This window comes from Paraburkholderia sp. GAS199 (assembly GCF_050436585.1).
Lineage (GTDB): Bacteria > Pseudomonadota > Gammaproteobacteria > Burkholderiales > Burkholderiaceae > Paraburkholderia.
Genome location: NZ_JBNDMM010000003.1, coordinates 667827 through 681960 on the forward strand (window position 1 = coordinate 667827; position 14134 = coordinate 681960).

Consider the following 14134-nt stretch of genomic DNA (forward strand, 5'->3'; position numbering starts at 1 on the left):
TCTCCTGGTTATGCGGATACGGCGCAAATACGGATCGCGCGTGGCGGGTACGTTGCCCGCCGTTCTGTTGCGCGGTGCAACATGCGCGCACCGGCCGAATAGCCATAGTACAGGACGACCGGGGGAGCGCGGGAATGCCGGAAACCCGCATCCAGATCATCGAAATGGTGCATGCCTGCGGGAAACCGGTGAAACCGGAAAGGAAAACTTGCGCCCGGCCCGAACTCGTCTAAAGTGAATCAGATCACCTCCGCGCAGCGCGAACTGCGCGCACTGCCAGTGCCATGAGGTTGATGAGCCCGCGCCGGCCGGCATTCGTCAAGGAGAAAACCCGCCAGACGCGCGATCCACCGAAGCCAGCATGCGCAGCACTCAACCTTTAGGCGAACTCCCATGCAGATCCTCTTCCCGAACGAAACTCCTGAGTATTCAGGTCGCGAATTAACCCTGGCGTTCCCGGCAATGGTGGATGGAGAGAGGGTCGAGTGCATGATTACTGCGGAAGCGCTCGAAGATCACTTCGGCGCGGCCTCGCCGCGTCTGGAAGACATGGTGGGCGCGTTCGACGCGCATCGCGCGCGGATCGAGGCGGCCACGCGGCGTCTGCTGTCGGAAACGAGGGCGCAATGCCTCGTGCTGCGCAGCGGCTATGTACGCTTTTACGAAGCGAACTGGCGCAATTAGGACGCTTGAGTCGCCGTGGGCGTGAGCACGCCCGCCAGTTTCGATGTGATGCCGACACAGCGGGCCGCGCGTGAATCGCGCGGCCGGTTTGCTTCTGCGCGGCTGAACCGCGCCGCCATTTACTCGCTGCCGAGATAGAAATAGCGGAACAGAAAAATCGCCGCGATGATCCACACCACCAGCTTCACCTTGCGCGCCTGGCCGGTCAGCAACTTCAAACCCGCGTAGGAGATGAAGCCGAACGCCACGCCGTTGGCAATCGAGTAGGTGAACGGCATCAGCAGCGCGGTCAGTGCGGCCGGCACGACTTCGGTGGCGTCGTCCCAGGGCAGATCGAGCATTTCACGCAGCATCAGGCACGACACGTAGAGCAGGGCCGGCGCCGTGGCGTAACCCGGCACCACACCCGCCAGCGGTGCGAAGAACAGTGCCGCGAGGAACAGCAGTGCCACCGTGATGGCCGTGACGCCGGTGCGGCCGCCTGCCTGCACGCCCGACGCGCTTTCGATATACGCGGTAGTCGACGACGTGCCGAGCATCGAGCCCGCCAGAATGGCGGTGCTGTCGGCCAGCAGCGCGCGGTTCAGTCGATGCATCTTGCCTTCCACCAGCAGACCCGCGCGATTCGCGACGCCCATCAGGGTGCCCGTCGCATCGAACAGTTCGACGAGGAAGAACACCAGAATCACGTTGAGCACGCCGCTCGACAGCGCGCCGCGAATGTCGAGCTGGAACAGCGTCGGCGAGATCGAGGGCGGGGCCGAAACGATGCCGTGAAACTGGTTGCCGCCGAAGAAAAAGCTCAACACCGTCACGCCGACGATGCCGATCAGGATCGCGCCGCGCACCCGCAGATGATCGAGCGTGACGATGGCGAAGAAGCCGACCACCGCGAGAATCACGTGCGGGTCGTGCAGATTGCCGAGCGTGACGAGCGTGGCCGGATTGCCGACCACCACGCCGGCCGTCTTCAGCGAAATGATGGCGAGAAACAGGCCGATGCCGCCGGTGATCGCAATGCGGATCGAATGCGGAATGCCGTTGACGATCACCTCCCGCACGCGGAACAGCGTGACGATCAGGAACAGACAGCCCGAAATGAACACCGCGCCGAGTGCCGCCTGCCACGTGAAGCCCATGCCCTTCACCACCGTGTAGGCGAAGTACGCGTTCAGGCCCATGCCCGGCGCGAGCGCGATCGGGTAGTTCGCGTACAGACCCATGATGAGCGAAGCCAGCGCCGCCACGATGCAGGTGGCGACGAACACGGAATCTTTCGGCATGCCGGCGTCGCCGAGAATCGCCGGATTGACGAAGATGATGTAGGCCATCGTCAGGAAGGTGGTCAGCCCGGCCAGCACTTCGGTGCGCAGGTTGGTGCCGGCGGCGTCGAAGCCGAAGTAGCGTTTGATGGAGTCCATGAGGCGCGTCTCTCGTCGTCTTGAATGCGTGTGATGGGGTTGAGGCGGTTATGCGTATTAGGTGCGAAGTCGTCGGCGCGTACCTGGATGCATACGGCTCGATCCGGCGCGATCCTGCGCGGCCGGGTCGACGGGGCGAGATGATACCTTGCCAGCGCACGGGGCAGGGCGGCAAGCGAATTGATGTGGGAATGTTGGAAAGGCGCTGAAAGACAGCGCGAGGCATGCAGGGCCGAGGTCGCCGACGACCGTTGCAGTCGCGGGCGGCCCGGCATGCCGGCAGCGGACGCCTACTGGGTGACGGTGCCGCCCGCCTGCTGCGCGCGCTGGTCCGCGACGATGCGGCCGGCGCGTTGCGCGTTTTCCGGATAGTCGATCCAGTCGAGCGGATCGTAGCCGGCCTTCAGCCAGGCGACGAGATCGGCGCGGACTTCCGCGCGCGTTTTCGGCGCCGACGGATCGCCCGGCCGGGCCGTGCTTTGGGCGAAAGCGCTGCCCAGGGTGAGCGCGGCGAGCAGCGCGCCGCATCCGAGTTGCAGGGCGACGTGTGTCGTATGTCGATTGACGAGTTTCATGGCTGGCTCCTGTGGAGCGGTTAAGCGTTGAGCAGGACCTCCGGGATTCTAGAGTTCGCCCTGTTGTCGAGTAATGCGCTTCGAAGCAATGGATCATTGCGCCGGACGCATGCGTGTGTCTGAGTGTGTTGGTCGATTGGCGCGCCTCCTTTGTCGTTCTTTACGGCTGGGACGGCTTGCCGAAACGCTCCAGCACCGCGCTCAGCAGGTCGATCGGCAAGGGGAAAACGATCGTCGAGTTCTTGTCGGCGGCGATCGTGGTGAGCGTCTGCAGATAGCGCAGCTGCATGGCCTGCGGCTGCCGCGCGAGCGTCTGCGCGGCTTCGAGCAGGTGTTGCGAGGCTTGCAGTTCGCCTTCCGCATGAATCACCTTGGCGCGCCGCTCGCGTTCCGCTTCGGCCTGACGCGCAATCGCGCGGATCATCGTTTCGTTGATGTCCACGTGCTTGATCTCCACGATCGATACCTTGATGCCCCATGCGTCGGTCTGCGAATCGAGCACGCGCTGGATGTCCGCGTTCAGTTGCTCGCGGGCGGCGAGCAGGTCGTCGAGTTCATGCTTGCCGAGCACGGCGCGCAGGGTGGTCTGCGACAACTGGCTGGTGGCTTCGAAATAGCGCGCTACCTGAATCACCGCCTTCTCCGGATCGACCACCCGGAAATACACCACCGCATTGACCTTCACCGACACGTTGTCGCGCGTAATCACATCCTGCGGCGGCACGTCGAACACGACGGTACGCAGGTCCATGCGCACCGCCTGTTGCACGATCGGCACGATCAGCACGAGGCCCGGTCCTTTGACCTTCCAGAAGCGCCCGAGCATGAACACGACACCGCGTTCGTACTCGCGAAAAATCCGTATCGACGATGCAATCAGCGCGATCACCAGCAAGAACAGGATGCTGCTGAAGCCGAACGTGAAGCCGATCATGAACGCTCTCCCGGTTGTGCTTGCGTTTGTGCTTGTACTTGTTCCTGCTGCGCGGCGACCACGGTCAGGATCAGCCCGTGCCGCGCCGTCACGCGCACCGTGCGGCCGGCGGCGATCGGTGCGGCGCTCGACACCCGCCAGCGTTCGCCCTGCACGCGGGCCCAGCCGCCCGGATCGCGCCGGAGCGAGTCGGCGGGGGCGGCGGCGGGGGCATTGATTGAAGCGCCGGCCGGCTTGTCGTGGTCCGCCGATGAAGCTTCGTCGAGCATCACGCCGAGGCTGCCGATCAGCGCTTCCGCGCCCGTCACGACTGGCCGGCGCCGCGCGCGCAGGGCGAGCCGCGAGACGCCCAGCACGAACACGACGCTGAACAGGCTCACCGCGGCGATCAGCGGCAGCGGAATGCCGTAGCCGGGCACGTCGGTGTCGATCAACATCAGCGCGCCGATCACGAAGGCGACCACGCCGCCGAAACCGAGCGAACCGAAGGTCGGCAGGAACGCCTCGCCGATCAGGAACGCGATGCCGAGAAATACGAGGCCGAGCCCGGCGTAGTTGACCGGCAGCATCTGCATGGCAAACAGCCCGAGCAGCAGACTGATCGCGCCGGCGACGCCAGGCAGCACGAAGCCCGGATTGGCGAACTCGAAGAACAGCCCGTACATGCCGATCATCAGCAGGATCAGCGCGACATTCGGGTCGGTGATCACCGCGAGGAAATGGCTGCGCCAGTCGGGTTCGAGCGTGACGACAGGCGCGCCCAGCGTATGCAGCGTGACCGGGCCCGCGGCGGTGACGAGCGTGCGGCCGTCCGCCTCGCGCAGCAGGTCCGGCACTTCGCGCGCTTCGAGGTCGACGACATGCTGCGCCAGCGCGTCGGCGGCCGACAGGCTCACTGCTTCGCGCACCGCGCGCTCGGCCCAGTCGGCGTTGCGCCCGCGCATCTGCGCGAGTCCGCGAATGTAGGCGGCGTCGTCGTGGACCTGCTTGCGCAGTTCGGTCGATGGCGTGTCGAGCGGCAAGGCCGGCGCGCTTGCTCCGTTGGCAGAGCTTGCCGTGCCCATCGACGCGGGTGCGGGACTCCCCGCCGGGCCGCCCGCGCCTAAACCCATCTGGATCGGCGTGGCCGCGCCGAGGTTGGTGCCCGGCGCCATGGCCGCAAGATGGCTGGCGTAGACGATATAGGTGCCGGCGCTCGCGGCACGCGCGCCGCTCGGCGCGATGAAGGTGGCGACGGGCACGGGCGAGCCGAGGATGGCCTTGATGATCTGCCGCATCGACGTATCCAGTCCGCCCGGCGTATCGAGTTGCAGCACGGCGAGCTGGGCGCGATCGTCGGCGGCGCGCTGCAGGCTGCGCACGATGAAGTCGGCGCTGGCCGGCCCGATCGCACCGTCGAGCGGAATCAGCACGACGCTGCCCGGCGCGGCGGCGGCAACGGCGGCGAATGCCGCATGGCGTGGCACGACGCTTTCGCACAACGCGAAGCCGATGGCCAACAGCACGCCGAGCACGGTCAAGCCGCGCATCGACCGGCTCACGCGCGTCTCGCGGATAGGCGCGGCGCGTGGGCCAGACTGCCGGAACGGGAGACGCGGATACGTGCTCATCGCTGACGGCTGCAACGCCGCGCCGACGGGTATCGGCGCGCGCGCAACCCCGTAAAAGCTGGTCTGCTACTGACAGCTTAGTCCGATTCGGGACGGCGCGTGAAACCCGCGCGCGCGAGCCGGTAATCGGTCGGACGCATGCCGGTCCATTTGCGGAACGCCCGATGAAACGCGCTCGGTTCCGCGAAACCGACGGCGCTCGCGATATCCGCGATGGTGCGCTCGGTGTCCTGCAATTCGCCGATCGCGATGTCGCGCCGCAGGTCGTCCTTGATCGACTGATAGGTGTGGCCTTCCTGCTTCAGACGCCGCCGCATGGTCGCCTCGGCCACGTGCAGGCGCGCGGCCAGCTGGTCGGCACCGGGCCACGCGGACATCGGCATTGCGCGCAGCATCTTGCGCACGCGCGCCGCCAGCGATCCGGGATTGCGGTACTTCACGATGAAGCTGCCCGGCGCGTCGCGCAAAAACGGCCGGGCCGACTTGACGGTCTGAATCACCGGCAGGTCGAGGAAGTCCGGCGCGAGGTCGACATACGACTCCGGTTGCCCGTAGCGCATGGCGTCGCAGAACATCAGACGGTATTCGTGCGCGGCGGGCGGCTCGGCGCAACGGAAGCGCGCTTCGAGCAGCGGAATGCGCCGTCCGACCAGCCAGCAAACCAGTCCATATACGAGGATGAACCACGTGGCATAGGCGAACATGGCCGGCGGTTTGGCGCCTTCGCGTTCGACGAAGCGCAGACGCACGCGTTGTGCGTCGCTGTCGCCGCCCGTTTCGATCTCGACGCCGAGGTCGTCGAGCACGAGCCGCATGAAGCCGACCGCGCGGGCGAGCGCCTGGCCGCCGTTGCGGGCGGTGAGCGCGGTCTGCGTCATCGCGATGAAGCTGCCGCTTTTCATGCGGTGCGAATCCTGGCCGAAGAATTCGTCGTCGAGCGCGCGGGCAATCGCCGCCCACAACGCGCCGTATTGCGCGGACGACACCCGGCTGCGCGGCGAGGCGAGCATGGGCGCGGCAATGCCCGCCGCTTCGGCGAGCGGCAACGCGTCGAGACCGCTCGCGCGGGCCAGCGCCAAGGTTTCCTCCACCATCGCGACGGAGATGGTGCCTTTATCCGACTTCACGAGCGTTTCCCCTGGTCATGCGCCATGCTGGCAAAAGCGCTCAACATTTTCCTTGTGAGGTTCGGCTAGGCCCCTGAAAAAAGCAGGCCGAACGATTGATACATGGTAGCAGTATGGCAAATGCGCTCAGCGAGATTGATCGGGCTGAGCATCGAACGTGGCCGCCGCCTTGCCTACACTGGGCGCAACCGATTGCCTGCGCCGCCAGCAGGCGAACCTGACAGGACCGAGCCTATGGACAGCTTCTACACCGACGAACAGCGGATGATCCGCGACGCCGCCCGCGACTTCGCCGTCGAACGGCTCGCGCCGTTTGCGTCGCAATGGGATCGCGACGCGCAACTGCCTTCACAGGTGGTCGCGCAAATGGGCGAACTGGGCTTTCTCGGCATGATCGTGCCGCCCGAGTGGGGCGGCTCGTACACCGACTACGTGGCTTACGCGCTCGCGCTCGAAGAAATCGCCGCCGGCTGCGCGTCCTGCGCCACGCTGATGAGCGTGCACAACTCGGTGGGCTGCGGGCCGATCCTGAACTTCGGCAGCGATGCGCAGAAAGACCGCTATCTGCAGGACCTCGCCACCGGCCGGCGCATCGGCGCATTCTGTCTGACCGAGCCGCAAGCGGGTTCCGAGGCGAACAATCTGCGCACCCGCGCCGTGCTGCGCGACGGCAAGTGGGTTATCAACGGCAACAAGCAGTTCGTCACCAACGGCGCGCGCGCGGATATCGCCATCGTGTTCGCCGTGACGGACCCGGATCGCGGCAAGCGCGGGCTGTCGGCGTTCATCGTGCCGACCGATACGCCGGGCTTCAACGTGGGCAAACCGGAGCACAAGCTCGGCATCCGCGCGTCCGATACCTGCCCGATCGCATTCGACGATTGCGCGGTGCCCGAAGCCAATCTGCTCGGCGAACCGGGCGAAGGCCTGCGCATCGCGCTGTCGAATCTCGAAGGCGGGCGCATCGGCATCGCCGCGCAGGCGGTCGGCATCGCGCGCGCCGCGTTCGACGCCGCGCGACGCTATGCGAACGAACGCGTCCAGTTCGGCAAGGCGCTCAAAGACCACCAGACCATCGCCAACATGCTCGCCGACATGGCCACCCGGCTCAATGCCGCGCGCCTGCTCGTGCATCACGCGGCGCGCCTGCGCAGCGCCGGCAAGCCGTGCCTGTCGGAAGCCTCGCAGGCCAAGCTGTATGCGTCGGAGCTCGCCGAGGAAATCTGCTCGAACGCGATCCAGATTCACGGCGGTTACGGTTATCTGGAAGACTATGCCGTTGAACGTCATTACCGCGACGCACGCATCACGCAGATTTACGAAGGCACCAGCGAAGTGCAGCGCATGGTGATCGCGCGTCACGTTTAAACGCAGAAGCGCCGCGTTTTTGGGCGCAAAATAGCTTGCTGGACACAGAAGAGCGGGTCGACCGCCAGACCGGAGCACGGCACGCGGAACGAATACCGCACCATCAGGAGACGACGATGAATGCAGCGAAGAGCTTTCTGGAAGCGCGCGATCTGTTGTTTCGCCATCGCACCGACTACGAACGCGCTTACAGCGAGTTCCAGTGGCCGGCGCTCGGCGAATTCAACTGGGCGCTCGATTACTTCGACGTGATCGCGCAGGGCAACCATAACCCGGCGCTATGGATCGTCGACGATCCGGCCGGCGACGGCCTGCGGCTTTCCTACGCGCAGATGTCGGAGCGCTCCTCGCGCATGGCGAACTTCCTGCGCTCGGTGGGCGTCGGCCGTGGCGACCGCCTGCTGCTCATGCTGCCCAACCGCGTCGAACTGTGGGACGTGATGCTCGCCGCCATGAAGCTCGGCGCGATCGTGCTGCCCGCCACCACCCAGCTTTCCGCCGACGACGTGCGCGATCGCGTGCAGATCGGCGGCGCGAAATTCGTCGTGGTGGATAGCGCGGAAACCGCGAAGTTCGACACGCTCGACGTGCCGCTCACGAAGCTGTCGGCCGGCACGCCGCGCGAAGGCTGGATCGATCTCGCCGCTGCTTACGATGCCTCGCCCGAGTTCACCGCCGCGGGCGTGACGCTCGCCTCCGACCCGATGCTGCTGTATTTCACTTCGGGCACGACCTCGAAGCCGAAACTGGTCGAGCATACGCATCAGAGTTATCCGGTCGGGCATCTGTCCACCATGTACTGGATCGGCCTGCAACCCAACGATATTCACTGGAACATCAGCTCGCCGGGCTGGGCCAAGCACGCGTGGAGCTGCTTCTTCGCGCCGTGGAATGCGCAGGCCTGCGTGTTCGTCTTCAACTTCCCGCGCTTCGTGGCGAAAGACACGCTCGATGTACTCGTGCGCTTCAACGTGACCACCTTGTGCGCGCCGCCGACCGTCTGGCGCATGCTGGTTCAGGAACACCTCACAGACTATCCGGTGAAGCTGCGCGAGATCGTGGGCGCGGGCGAGCCGCTCAATCCGGAGATCATCGAGCGCGTGAAGCACGCGTGGGGCATCACCATCCGCGACGGTTTCGGTCAGACCGAAACCACCTGCCAGATCGGCAACCCGCCGGGTCAACCGGTGGTGCCGGGTTCGATGGGCCGGCCGCTGCCCGGTTACCGCATCGAACTGCTCGACGCCGACGATCATCCCGTGACGGAAGGCGAAATTGCCTTGCCGCTCGCGCATCGGCCGCTCGGCCTGATGACGGGCTACGCGAACAATGCCAACGCTACTGCGCAGGCGATGCGCAACGGTTTCTACCGCACGTCCGATGTCGCCTTGCGCGGCGACGACGGCTACTACGTGTACGTCGGCCGCGCGGACGACGTCTTCAAGTCGTCCGACTATCGCCTGAGTCCGTTCGAACTCGAAAGCGTGCTGATCGAGCACGAGGCGATCGGCGAGGCCGCCGTGGTGCCGAGCGCCGACGCGGTGCGTCTGTCCGTGCCCAAGGCGTTCGTGACGGTGCGGCACGGCTACGAAGCCGGTCCCGAACTGGCGCGCGCCGTGTTCGCGTTTTCGCGCGAAAAGCTCGCCCCGTACAAGCGGATTCGTCGTCTGCAATTCAGCGAATTGCCGAAAACCATCTCCGGCAAGATTCGCCGCGTCGAACTGCGGCGCCGTGAAATGGAGCGTGCCGCCGAGCCCGCACGTCTGCCCGGCGAGTACTGGGAAGAAGATTTCCCGGATCTGCGCTGAATGGTTTCGTCGAACGTTTTCGTTCCCTGTCATTTTCCCTTTGCTGCGCGGCCGCCGCGCAGCCACTGCAGAGGAGTTCCAGCATGAGTCAGATCGCTACCGTCAAACTGCTGATCAATGGCGAGTTCGTCGAATCGAAAAGCGCGGAGTGGCGCGACATCGTCAATCCGGCGACCCAGGAAGTGCTGGCGCGCGTGCCGTTCGGCACGACCGACGAAGTGAACGAAGCGATTCGCAGCGCGCACGCTGCGTTCAGGACGTGGAAGGACACGCCCATCGGGGCGCGCATGCGCATCATGCTGAAGTTCCAGGCGCTGATTCGCGAGCATTCGCCGCGTATCGCGAAGACGCTCAGCGCGGAGCAGGGCAAAACGATTCCTGACGCCGAGGGCGATATTTTCCGCGGCCTCGAAGTGGTCGAGCATGCGTGCTCGATCGGCACCTTGCAGCAGGGCGAGTTCGCCGAGAACGTGGCGGGCGGCGTGGACACCTACACGCTGCGCCAGCCCATCGGCGTGTGCGCCGGCATCACGCCGTTCAACTTCCCCGCGATGATTCCGCTGTGGATGTTCCCGATGGCGATCGTGTGCGGCAATACTTTCGTGCTGAAGCCGTCGGAGCAGGACCCGCTCTCCACGATGCAACTGGTCGAACTGGCGCTCGAAGCCGGCGTGCCGAAAGGCGTGCTGAACGTCGTGCACGGCGGCAAGGACGTGGTCGACGCGCTGTGCACGCACGAACTGGTGAAGGCCATATCGTTCGTCGGCTCGACGGCGGTCGGCACGCACGTGTATCGCCTCGGCAGCGAACACGGCAAGCGTGTGCAGTCGATGATGGGCGCGAAAAATCACGCGGTCGTATTGCCCGACGCGAATCGCGAGCAGACCCTGAACGCGCTGGCAGGCGCGGGCTTCGGCGCGGCGGGTCAGCGCTGCATGGCGACCTCGGTCGTGGTGCTGGTGGGCGCGGCGCAGCAATGGCTGCCCGATCTGGTGGCGAAGGCGAAAACGCTGAAGGTCAACGCGGGCAACGAACCGAATACGGATGTCGGGCCCGTAGTGTCGCGCGCCGCGAAGCAGCGCATTCTCGGGCTGATCGACTCGGGATTGAAGCAGGGCGCGACGCTCGCGCTCGACGGCCGCGACGTGCAGGTGCCGGGCTACGAGCAGGGCAACTTCATTGGCCCGACGATCTTCACCGACGCCACCACGGAAATGGACATCTACCGTCAGGAGATTTTCGGCCCGGTGCTGGTGGTGCTCAACGCGGCCACGCTCGACGACGCGATTGCGCTGGTCAACCGTAATCCGTTCGGCAACGGTGTGGGTCTCTTCACGCAAAGCGGCGCGGCGGCGCGCAAGTTCCAGAGTGAAATCGACATCGGCCAGGTGGGTATCAACATTCCGATTCCGGTGCCGGTGCCGTTCTTCAGCTTTACCGGTTCGCGCGGCTCGAAGCTCGGCGATCTCGGTCCGTACGGCAAGCAGGTCGTGCAGTTCTACACGCAGACCAAGACCGTCACCGCCCGCTGGTTCGACGACGACACCGTCAACGACGGCGTCAACACGACCATCAGCCTGCGCTGAACGCGACTGTCCGCGAAACACGCGAAACACGCGAAACACGGAGACGACACCATGAAAATAGGCTTTATCGGACTCGGCAACATGGGCGCGCCGATGGCGCTCAACCTCCTCAAGGCGGGTCACGCGGTCAACGTGTTCGACCTGAATGCACAGGCCGTGCAGACGCTGGTGGACGCCGGCGCGAAGGCGGCCGGCTCGCCGAAAGCGGCCGCGACCGACGTGGAATGCGTGATCACGATGCTGCCCGCCGCCGCCCACGTGCGCCACGTGTTGAGCGCGGAGGACGGCGTGCTGGCCGGCATCGCGAAGGGCGTGACGATCATCGATTCGAGCACCATCGACCCGGCGAGCGTCAAGGCCTTCGCCGAACTCGCCACGCAACACGGCAACGCGTTCGTCGATGCGCCCGTATCGGGCGGCACGGGCGGCGCGACAGCCGGCACGCTGACCTTCATGGTGGGCGGCAGCGCGGCGGTCTACGAACAGGTCAAGCCCGTGCTCTCGGCAATGGGCAAGAACATCGTGCATTGCGGCGACACCGGCACCGGCCAGGTCGCGAAAATCTGCAACAACCTCGTGCTCGGCATCACCATGGCGGGCGTGGCGGAAGCCATGTCGCTCGGCGAAGCGCTCGGCATCGACACGAAGGTGCTGGGCAGCATCATCAATACGTCGACGGGACGCTGCTGGAGTTCCGACACCTACAACCCGATGCCCGGCGTGATCGGGACCGCGCCGTCTTCGCGCGGCTACAGCGGCGGCTTCGGCACCGACCTGATGCTGAAGGACCTCGGCCTCGCCACCGACGCCGCGAAATTCGCGCGTCAGCCGGTCTATCTCGGCGCACTCGCGCAGCAGCTTTACCAGACCATGAGCACGAAAGGCGCGGGACGTCTGGACTTTTCCGCGGTCATCAAGCTGTACCGTCAGGACGACAAAAACGATACGGACACGACGCCGGGGAGCGGCCAATGATCGAACTCGATTTCCGGCATGACGGCGCGGTCGCGCTGCTCACGCTCAAGCGGCCGCCCGCGAACGCCTTTACGCCGGAAGGTCTGCTGCTGTTGCAGCACACCGTCGAGCGTCTCAATGGCGAGGCGCGCGTGCGCGCCATCGTGATCACCGGCGACGGTCCGAAGTTCTTCAGCGCGGGCGCCGATCTGAACACCTTCGCCGACGGCAATCGCGAAGTCGCGCGCACGGCGGCGGCGCGTTTCGGCGCGGCGTTCGAAACCTTGCAGAACGCGCGGCCCGTGGTGATCGCGGCGATCAACGGCTATGCGATGGGCGGCGGTCTGGAGTGCGCGCTGGCGTGCGACATCCGCATTGCCGAGCAGCACGCACTGCTGGCCTTGCCTGAGACGGCGGTGGGCCTCCTGCCGTGCGGTTGCGGCACGCAGACGCTGCCCTGGCTGGTCGGCGAAGGCTGGGCGAAACGCATGATCCTGACCGGCGAACGGGTGGACGCGGCAACGGCGTTGCGCATCGGTCTGGTCGAGGAAGTGGTGGAGAAGGGCGCGGCGCTGGAGGCCGCCATCACCATGGCCGCGCGCGTCGCGACCTTGAGCCCGCAGGCGGTCGGCTTCAGCAAGACGCTCATTCACCAGGGACGCAACGGCGTGCCGCGTCACGCGGCCCTGGCGCTGGAGCGCGAACGTTTCGTCGATCTGTTCGACGGCGCCGATCAGCGCGAGGGCGTCAACGCGTTCCTCGAAAAGCGCGCGCCGCGCTGGCAGAGCGGGCCGGGGACGCCGCAATGAGCGCCGTGCCGAACGCCGTGTTCGATACGAACGCGGCGGCGGAACGCGAGATCCTGTTTCGTGTGGTCAACCGGGTGGCAATCGTCACGCTGAACCGGCCGTCCGCGTTGAACGCGCTGTCGCACGCGATGGTGCGGGAACTCGCGGTGCTGGTCGAGCATTGCCGCACCGACGACGGCATCGTCGCGCTGGTGCTCAAGGGCGCGGGCAGCAAGGCCTTTTGCGCGGGCGGCGACGTGCGCGAGGTCGAGCGGCTCGCGAAGAACGGCGACAGCCGCTGGCTCGCGTTTTTCGTCGACGAATACCGGCTCGACTACGCGCTGCATCGCTTTCCGAAGCCGGTGGTCGCGCTGCTCGACGGCATTGCGATGGGCGGCGGCATGGGGCTGGGTCAGGCGGCACGCTTGCGCATCGTGACCGAGCGCAGCCGCGTCGCCATGCCGGAGACGCGCATCGGTTTTCTGCCGGATGTCGGCGCGACGCGGTTTCTCAGCGTGATGCAGGCGGAACTGGCCTTGTACGTCGGCATGACCGGCGCGACGCTGTCGGGCGCCGACGCCTTGCGTCTGCAACTGGCGGATCTGTGCGTACCCGTCGACTGGCTCGCGACGTTCGAGGAGCGCCTGCATCGCATGTCGCACGAAGGCGATCTGATGGCGGCGCTGCGCAGCGTGTTCGAGCCGCCGTGCAACATCGTGCCGCACGCGGCGTTGCAGTCGTTCACGCCGTTGATACTCAAGCATTTCGACCGGCGCTCCAGCGTGGAGCGCACTTTCGCCACCTTGCGGCACGATCTGGAGCGCGAGCCGCCGCGCGAAATCCGGCAATGGCTGCAAGCCACGTACGACGCCTTGCAAGCCCATTCGCCCACGATGTTGTACGTCACGCGCGAAGCCTTGTTGCGCGGGCGCCAGATGACGCTGGCCGAATGCTTTCGCATGGAGCTCGGCATTGTCCGGCGCGTGATCGAAGAAGGCGATTTCTGCGAAGGCGTGCGCGCGCATCTGATCGACAAGGATCGCAAACCGCGTTGGGCGCCGGCCACGCTGGCCGAGGTGCGTGCCGAACGCGTCCGGCACTTTCTGAGTTCACCGTGGAAGCGCGAAGCGCATCCGTTGGCGGGGCTTGGTGCCGAAGAGGGTTGATCGCGAGGGCTGTTCTGTCGCCCGGCGTGCCGGGTACGCGGCTAGGTGCCGCTCATTCCTGTACTGGTTGTTTTCACCGCCGCCGGCGTGCCCGGCGCGCCTCTCCCGTTTGA

12 protein-coding genes are annotated in these 14134 nt (G+C 65.8%); 7 read left to right on the forward strand and 5 right to left on the reverse strand.

Going from position 1 to position 14134, the window contains the following annotated elements; genetic code table 11:
- The first annotated feature begins 393 nt into the window (after nucleotides 1-393).
- Complete coding sequence (locus P3T18_RS14695) at nucleotides 394-684, forward strand: DUF1488 domain-containing protein (protein ID WP_169484646.1); 291 nt, start codon at nucleotides 394-396, stop codon at nucleotides 682-684.
- Between the two features lie 119 nt (nucleotides 685-803).
- Here the strand turns inward: P3T18_RS14695 and P3T18_RS14700 are convergent, their stop codons facing one another.
- From P3T18_RS14700 to P3T18_RS14720, 5 genes are all read right to left on the reverse strand, one after another.
- Nucleotides 804-2105, reverse strand: coding sequence for an NCS2 family permease (locus P3T18_RS14700; RefSeq protein ID WP_429300643.1), 1302 nt, complete (start codon nucleotides 2103-2105; stop codon nucleotides 804-806).
- A 290-nt stretch (nucleotides 2106-2395) separates the two neighbouring features.
- A complete protein-coding gene (locus P3T18_RS14705; protein ID WP_429300644.1) occupies nucleotides 2396-2680 on the reverse strand; it encodes a DUF4148 domain-containing protein in 285 nt (94 codons plus the stop codon).
- A 160-nt stretch (nucleotides 2681-2840) separates the two neighbouring features.
- Entirely contained in the window at nucleotides 2841-3614 is a 774-nt protein-coding gene (locus tag P3T18_RS14710) for a slipin family protein (RefSeq protein ID WP_429300645.1), read from the reverse strand.
- Complete coding sequence (locus P3T18_RS14715; RefSeq protein WP_429300646.1) at nucleotides 3611-5224, reverse strand: NfeD family protein; 1614 nt, start codon at nucleotides 5222-5224, stop codon at nucleotides 3611-3613. Before P3T18_RS14715 ends, P3T18_RS14710 begins: the two co-directional genes overlap by 4 nt.
- 77 nt (nucleotides 5225-5301) lie before the next feature.
- A complete protein-coding gene (locus P3T18_RS14720; RefSeq protein WP_429300647.1) occupies nucleotides 5302-6351 on the reverse strand; it encodes an AraC family transcriptional regulator in 1050 nt (349 codons plus the stop codon).
- Between the two features lie 234 nt (nucleotides 6352-6585).
- On the opposite strand from P3T18_RS14720, the gene P3T18_RS14725 reads away from it, so the two are divergent.
- From P3T18_RS14725 to P3T18_RS14750, 6 genes are all read left to right on the forward strand, one after another.
- Entirely contained in the window at nucleotides 6586-7719 is a 1134-nt protein-coding gene (locus P3T18_RS14725; protein ID WP_429300648.1) for an acyl-CoA dehydrogenase family protein, read from the forward strand.
- A 116-nt stretch (nucleotides 7720-7835) separates the two neighbouring features.
- Complete coding sequence (locus P3T18_RS14730; RefSeq protein WP_429300649.1) at nucleotides 7836-9527, forward strand: AMP-binding protein; 1692 nt, start codon at nucleotides 7836-7838, stop codon at nucleotides 9525-9527.
- A gap of 83 nt (nucleotides 9528-9610) precedes the next feature.
- Nucleotides 9611-11113 carry a CoA-acylating methylmalonate-semialdehyde dehydrogenase gene (locus P3T18_RS14735; protein ID WP_429300650.1) on the forward strand — a complete coding sequence of 501 codons (1503 nt, stop codon included), beginning with the start codon at nucleotides 9611-9613 and terminating at the stop codon, nucleotides 11111-11113.
- A gap of 51 nt (nucleotides 11114-11164) precedes the next feature.
- Nucleotides 11165-12088 (forward strand): 3-hydroxyisobutyrate dehydrogenase, encoded by a 924-nt coding sequence (gene mmsB, locus P3T18_RS14740; RefSeq protein WP_429300651.1) that lies wholly within the window; start codon nucleotides 11165-11167, stop codon nucleotides 12086-12088.
- A complete protein-coding gene (locus tag P3T18_RS14745; protein ID WP_429300652.1) occupies nucleotides 12085-12876 on the forward strand; it encodes an enoyl-CoA hydratase in 792 nt (263 codons plus the stop codon). The genes mmsB and P3T18_RS14745 overlap by 4 nt, the downstream gene beginning before the upstream one ends.
- Complete coding sequence (locus P3T18_RS14750; protein WP_429300653.1) at nucleotides 12873-14021, forward strand: enoyl-CoA hydratase/isomerase family protein; 1149 nt, start codon at nucleotides 12873-12875, stop codon at nucleotides 14019-14021. The genes P3T18_RS14745 and P3T18_RS14750 overlap by 4 nt, the downstream gene beginning before the upstream one ends.
- The last annotated feature ends 113 nt before the right edge of the window (nucleotides 14022-14134 follow it).

Bases quoted from the DNA above. Each gene is read 5' to 3' on its own strand.
- P3T18_RS14695 (WP_169484646.1), top strand. From the start codon at position 394: ATGCAGATCCTCTTCCCGAACGAAACTCCTGAGTATTCAGGTCGCGAA.
- P3T18_RS14700 (WP_429300643.1), bottom strand. From the start codon at position 2,105: ATGGACTCCATCAAACGCTACTTCGGCTTCGACGCCGCCGGCACCAAC.
- P3T18_RS14705 (WP_429300644.1), bottom strand. From the start codon at position 2,680: ATGAAACTCGTCAATCGACATACGACACACGTCGCCCTGCAACTCGGA.
- P3T18_RS14710 (WP_429300645.1), bottom strand. From the start codon at position 3,614: ATGATCGGCTTCACGTTCGGCTTCAGCAGCATCCTGTTCTTGCTGGTG.
- P3T18_RS14715 (WP_429300646.1), bottom strand. From the start codon at position 5,224: ATGAGCACGTATCCGCGTCTCCCGTTCCGGCAGTCTGGCCCACGCGCC.
- P3T18_RS14725 (WP_429300648.1), top strand. From the start codon at position 6,586: ATGGACAGCTTCTACACCGACGAACAGCGGATGATCCGCGACGCCGCC.
- P3T18_RS14730 (WP_429300649.1), top strand. From the start codon at position 7,836: ATGAATGCAGCGAAGAGCTTTCTGGAAGCGCGCGATCTGTTGTTTCGC.
- P3T18_RS14735 (WP_429300650.1), top strand. From the start codon at position 9,611: ATGAGTCAGATCGCTACCGTCAAACTGCTGATCAATGGCGAGTTCGTC.
- mmsB (WP_429300651.1), top strand. From the start codon at position 11,165: ATGAAAATAGGCTTTATCGGACTCGGCAACATGGGCGCGCCGATGGCG.
- P3T18_RS14745 (WP_429300652.1), top strand. From the start codon at position 12,085: ATGATCGAACTCGATTTCCGGCATGACGGCGCGGTCGCGCTGCTCACG.
- P3T18_RS14750 (WP_429300653.1), top strand. From the start codon at position 12,873: ATGAGCGCCGTGCCGAACGCCGTGTTCGATACGAACGCGGCGGCGGAA.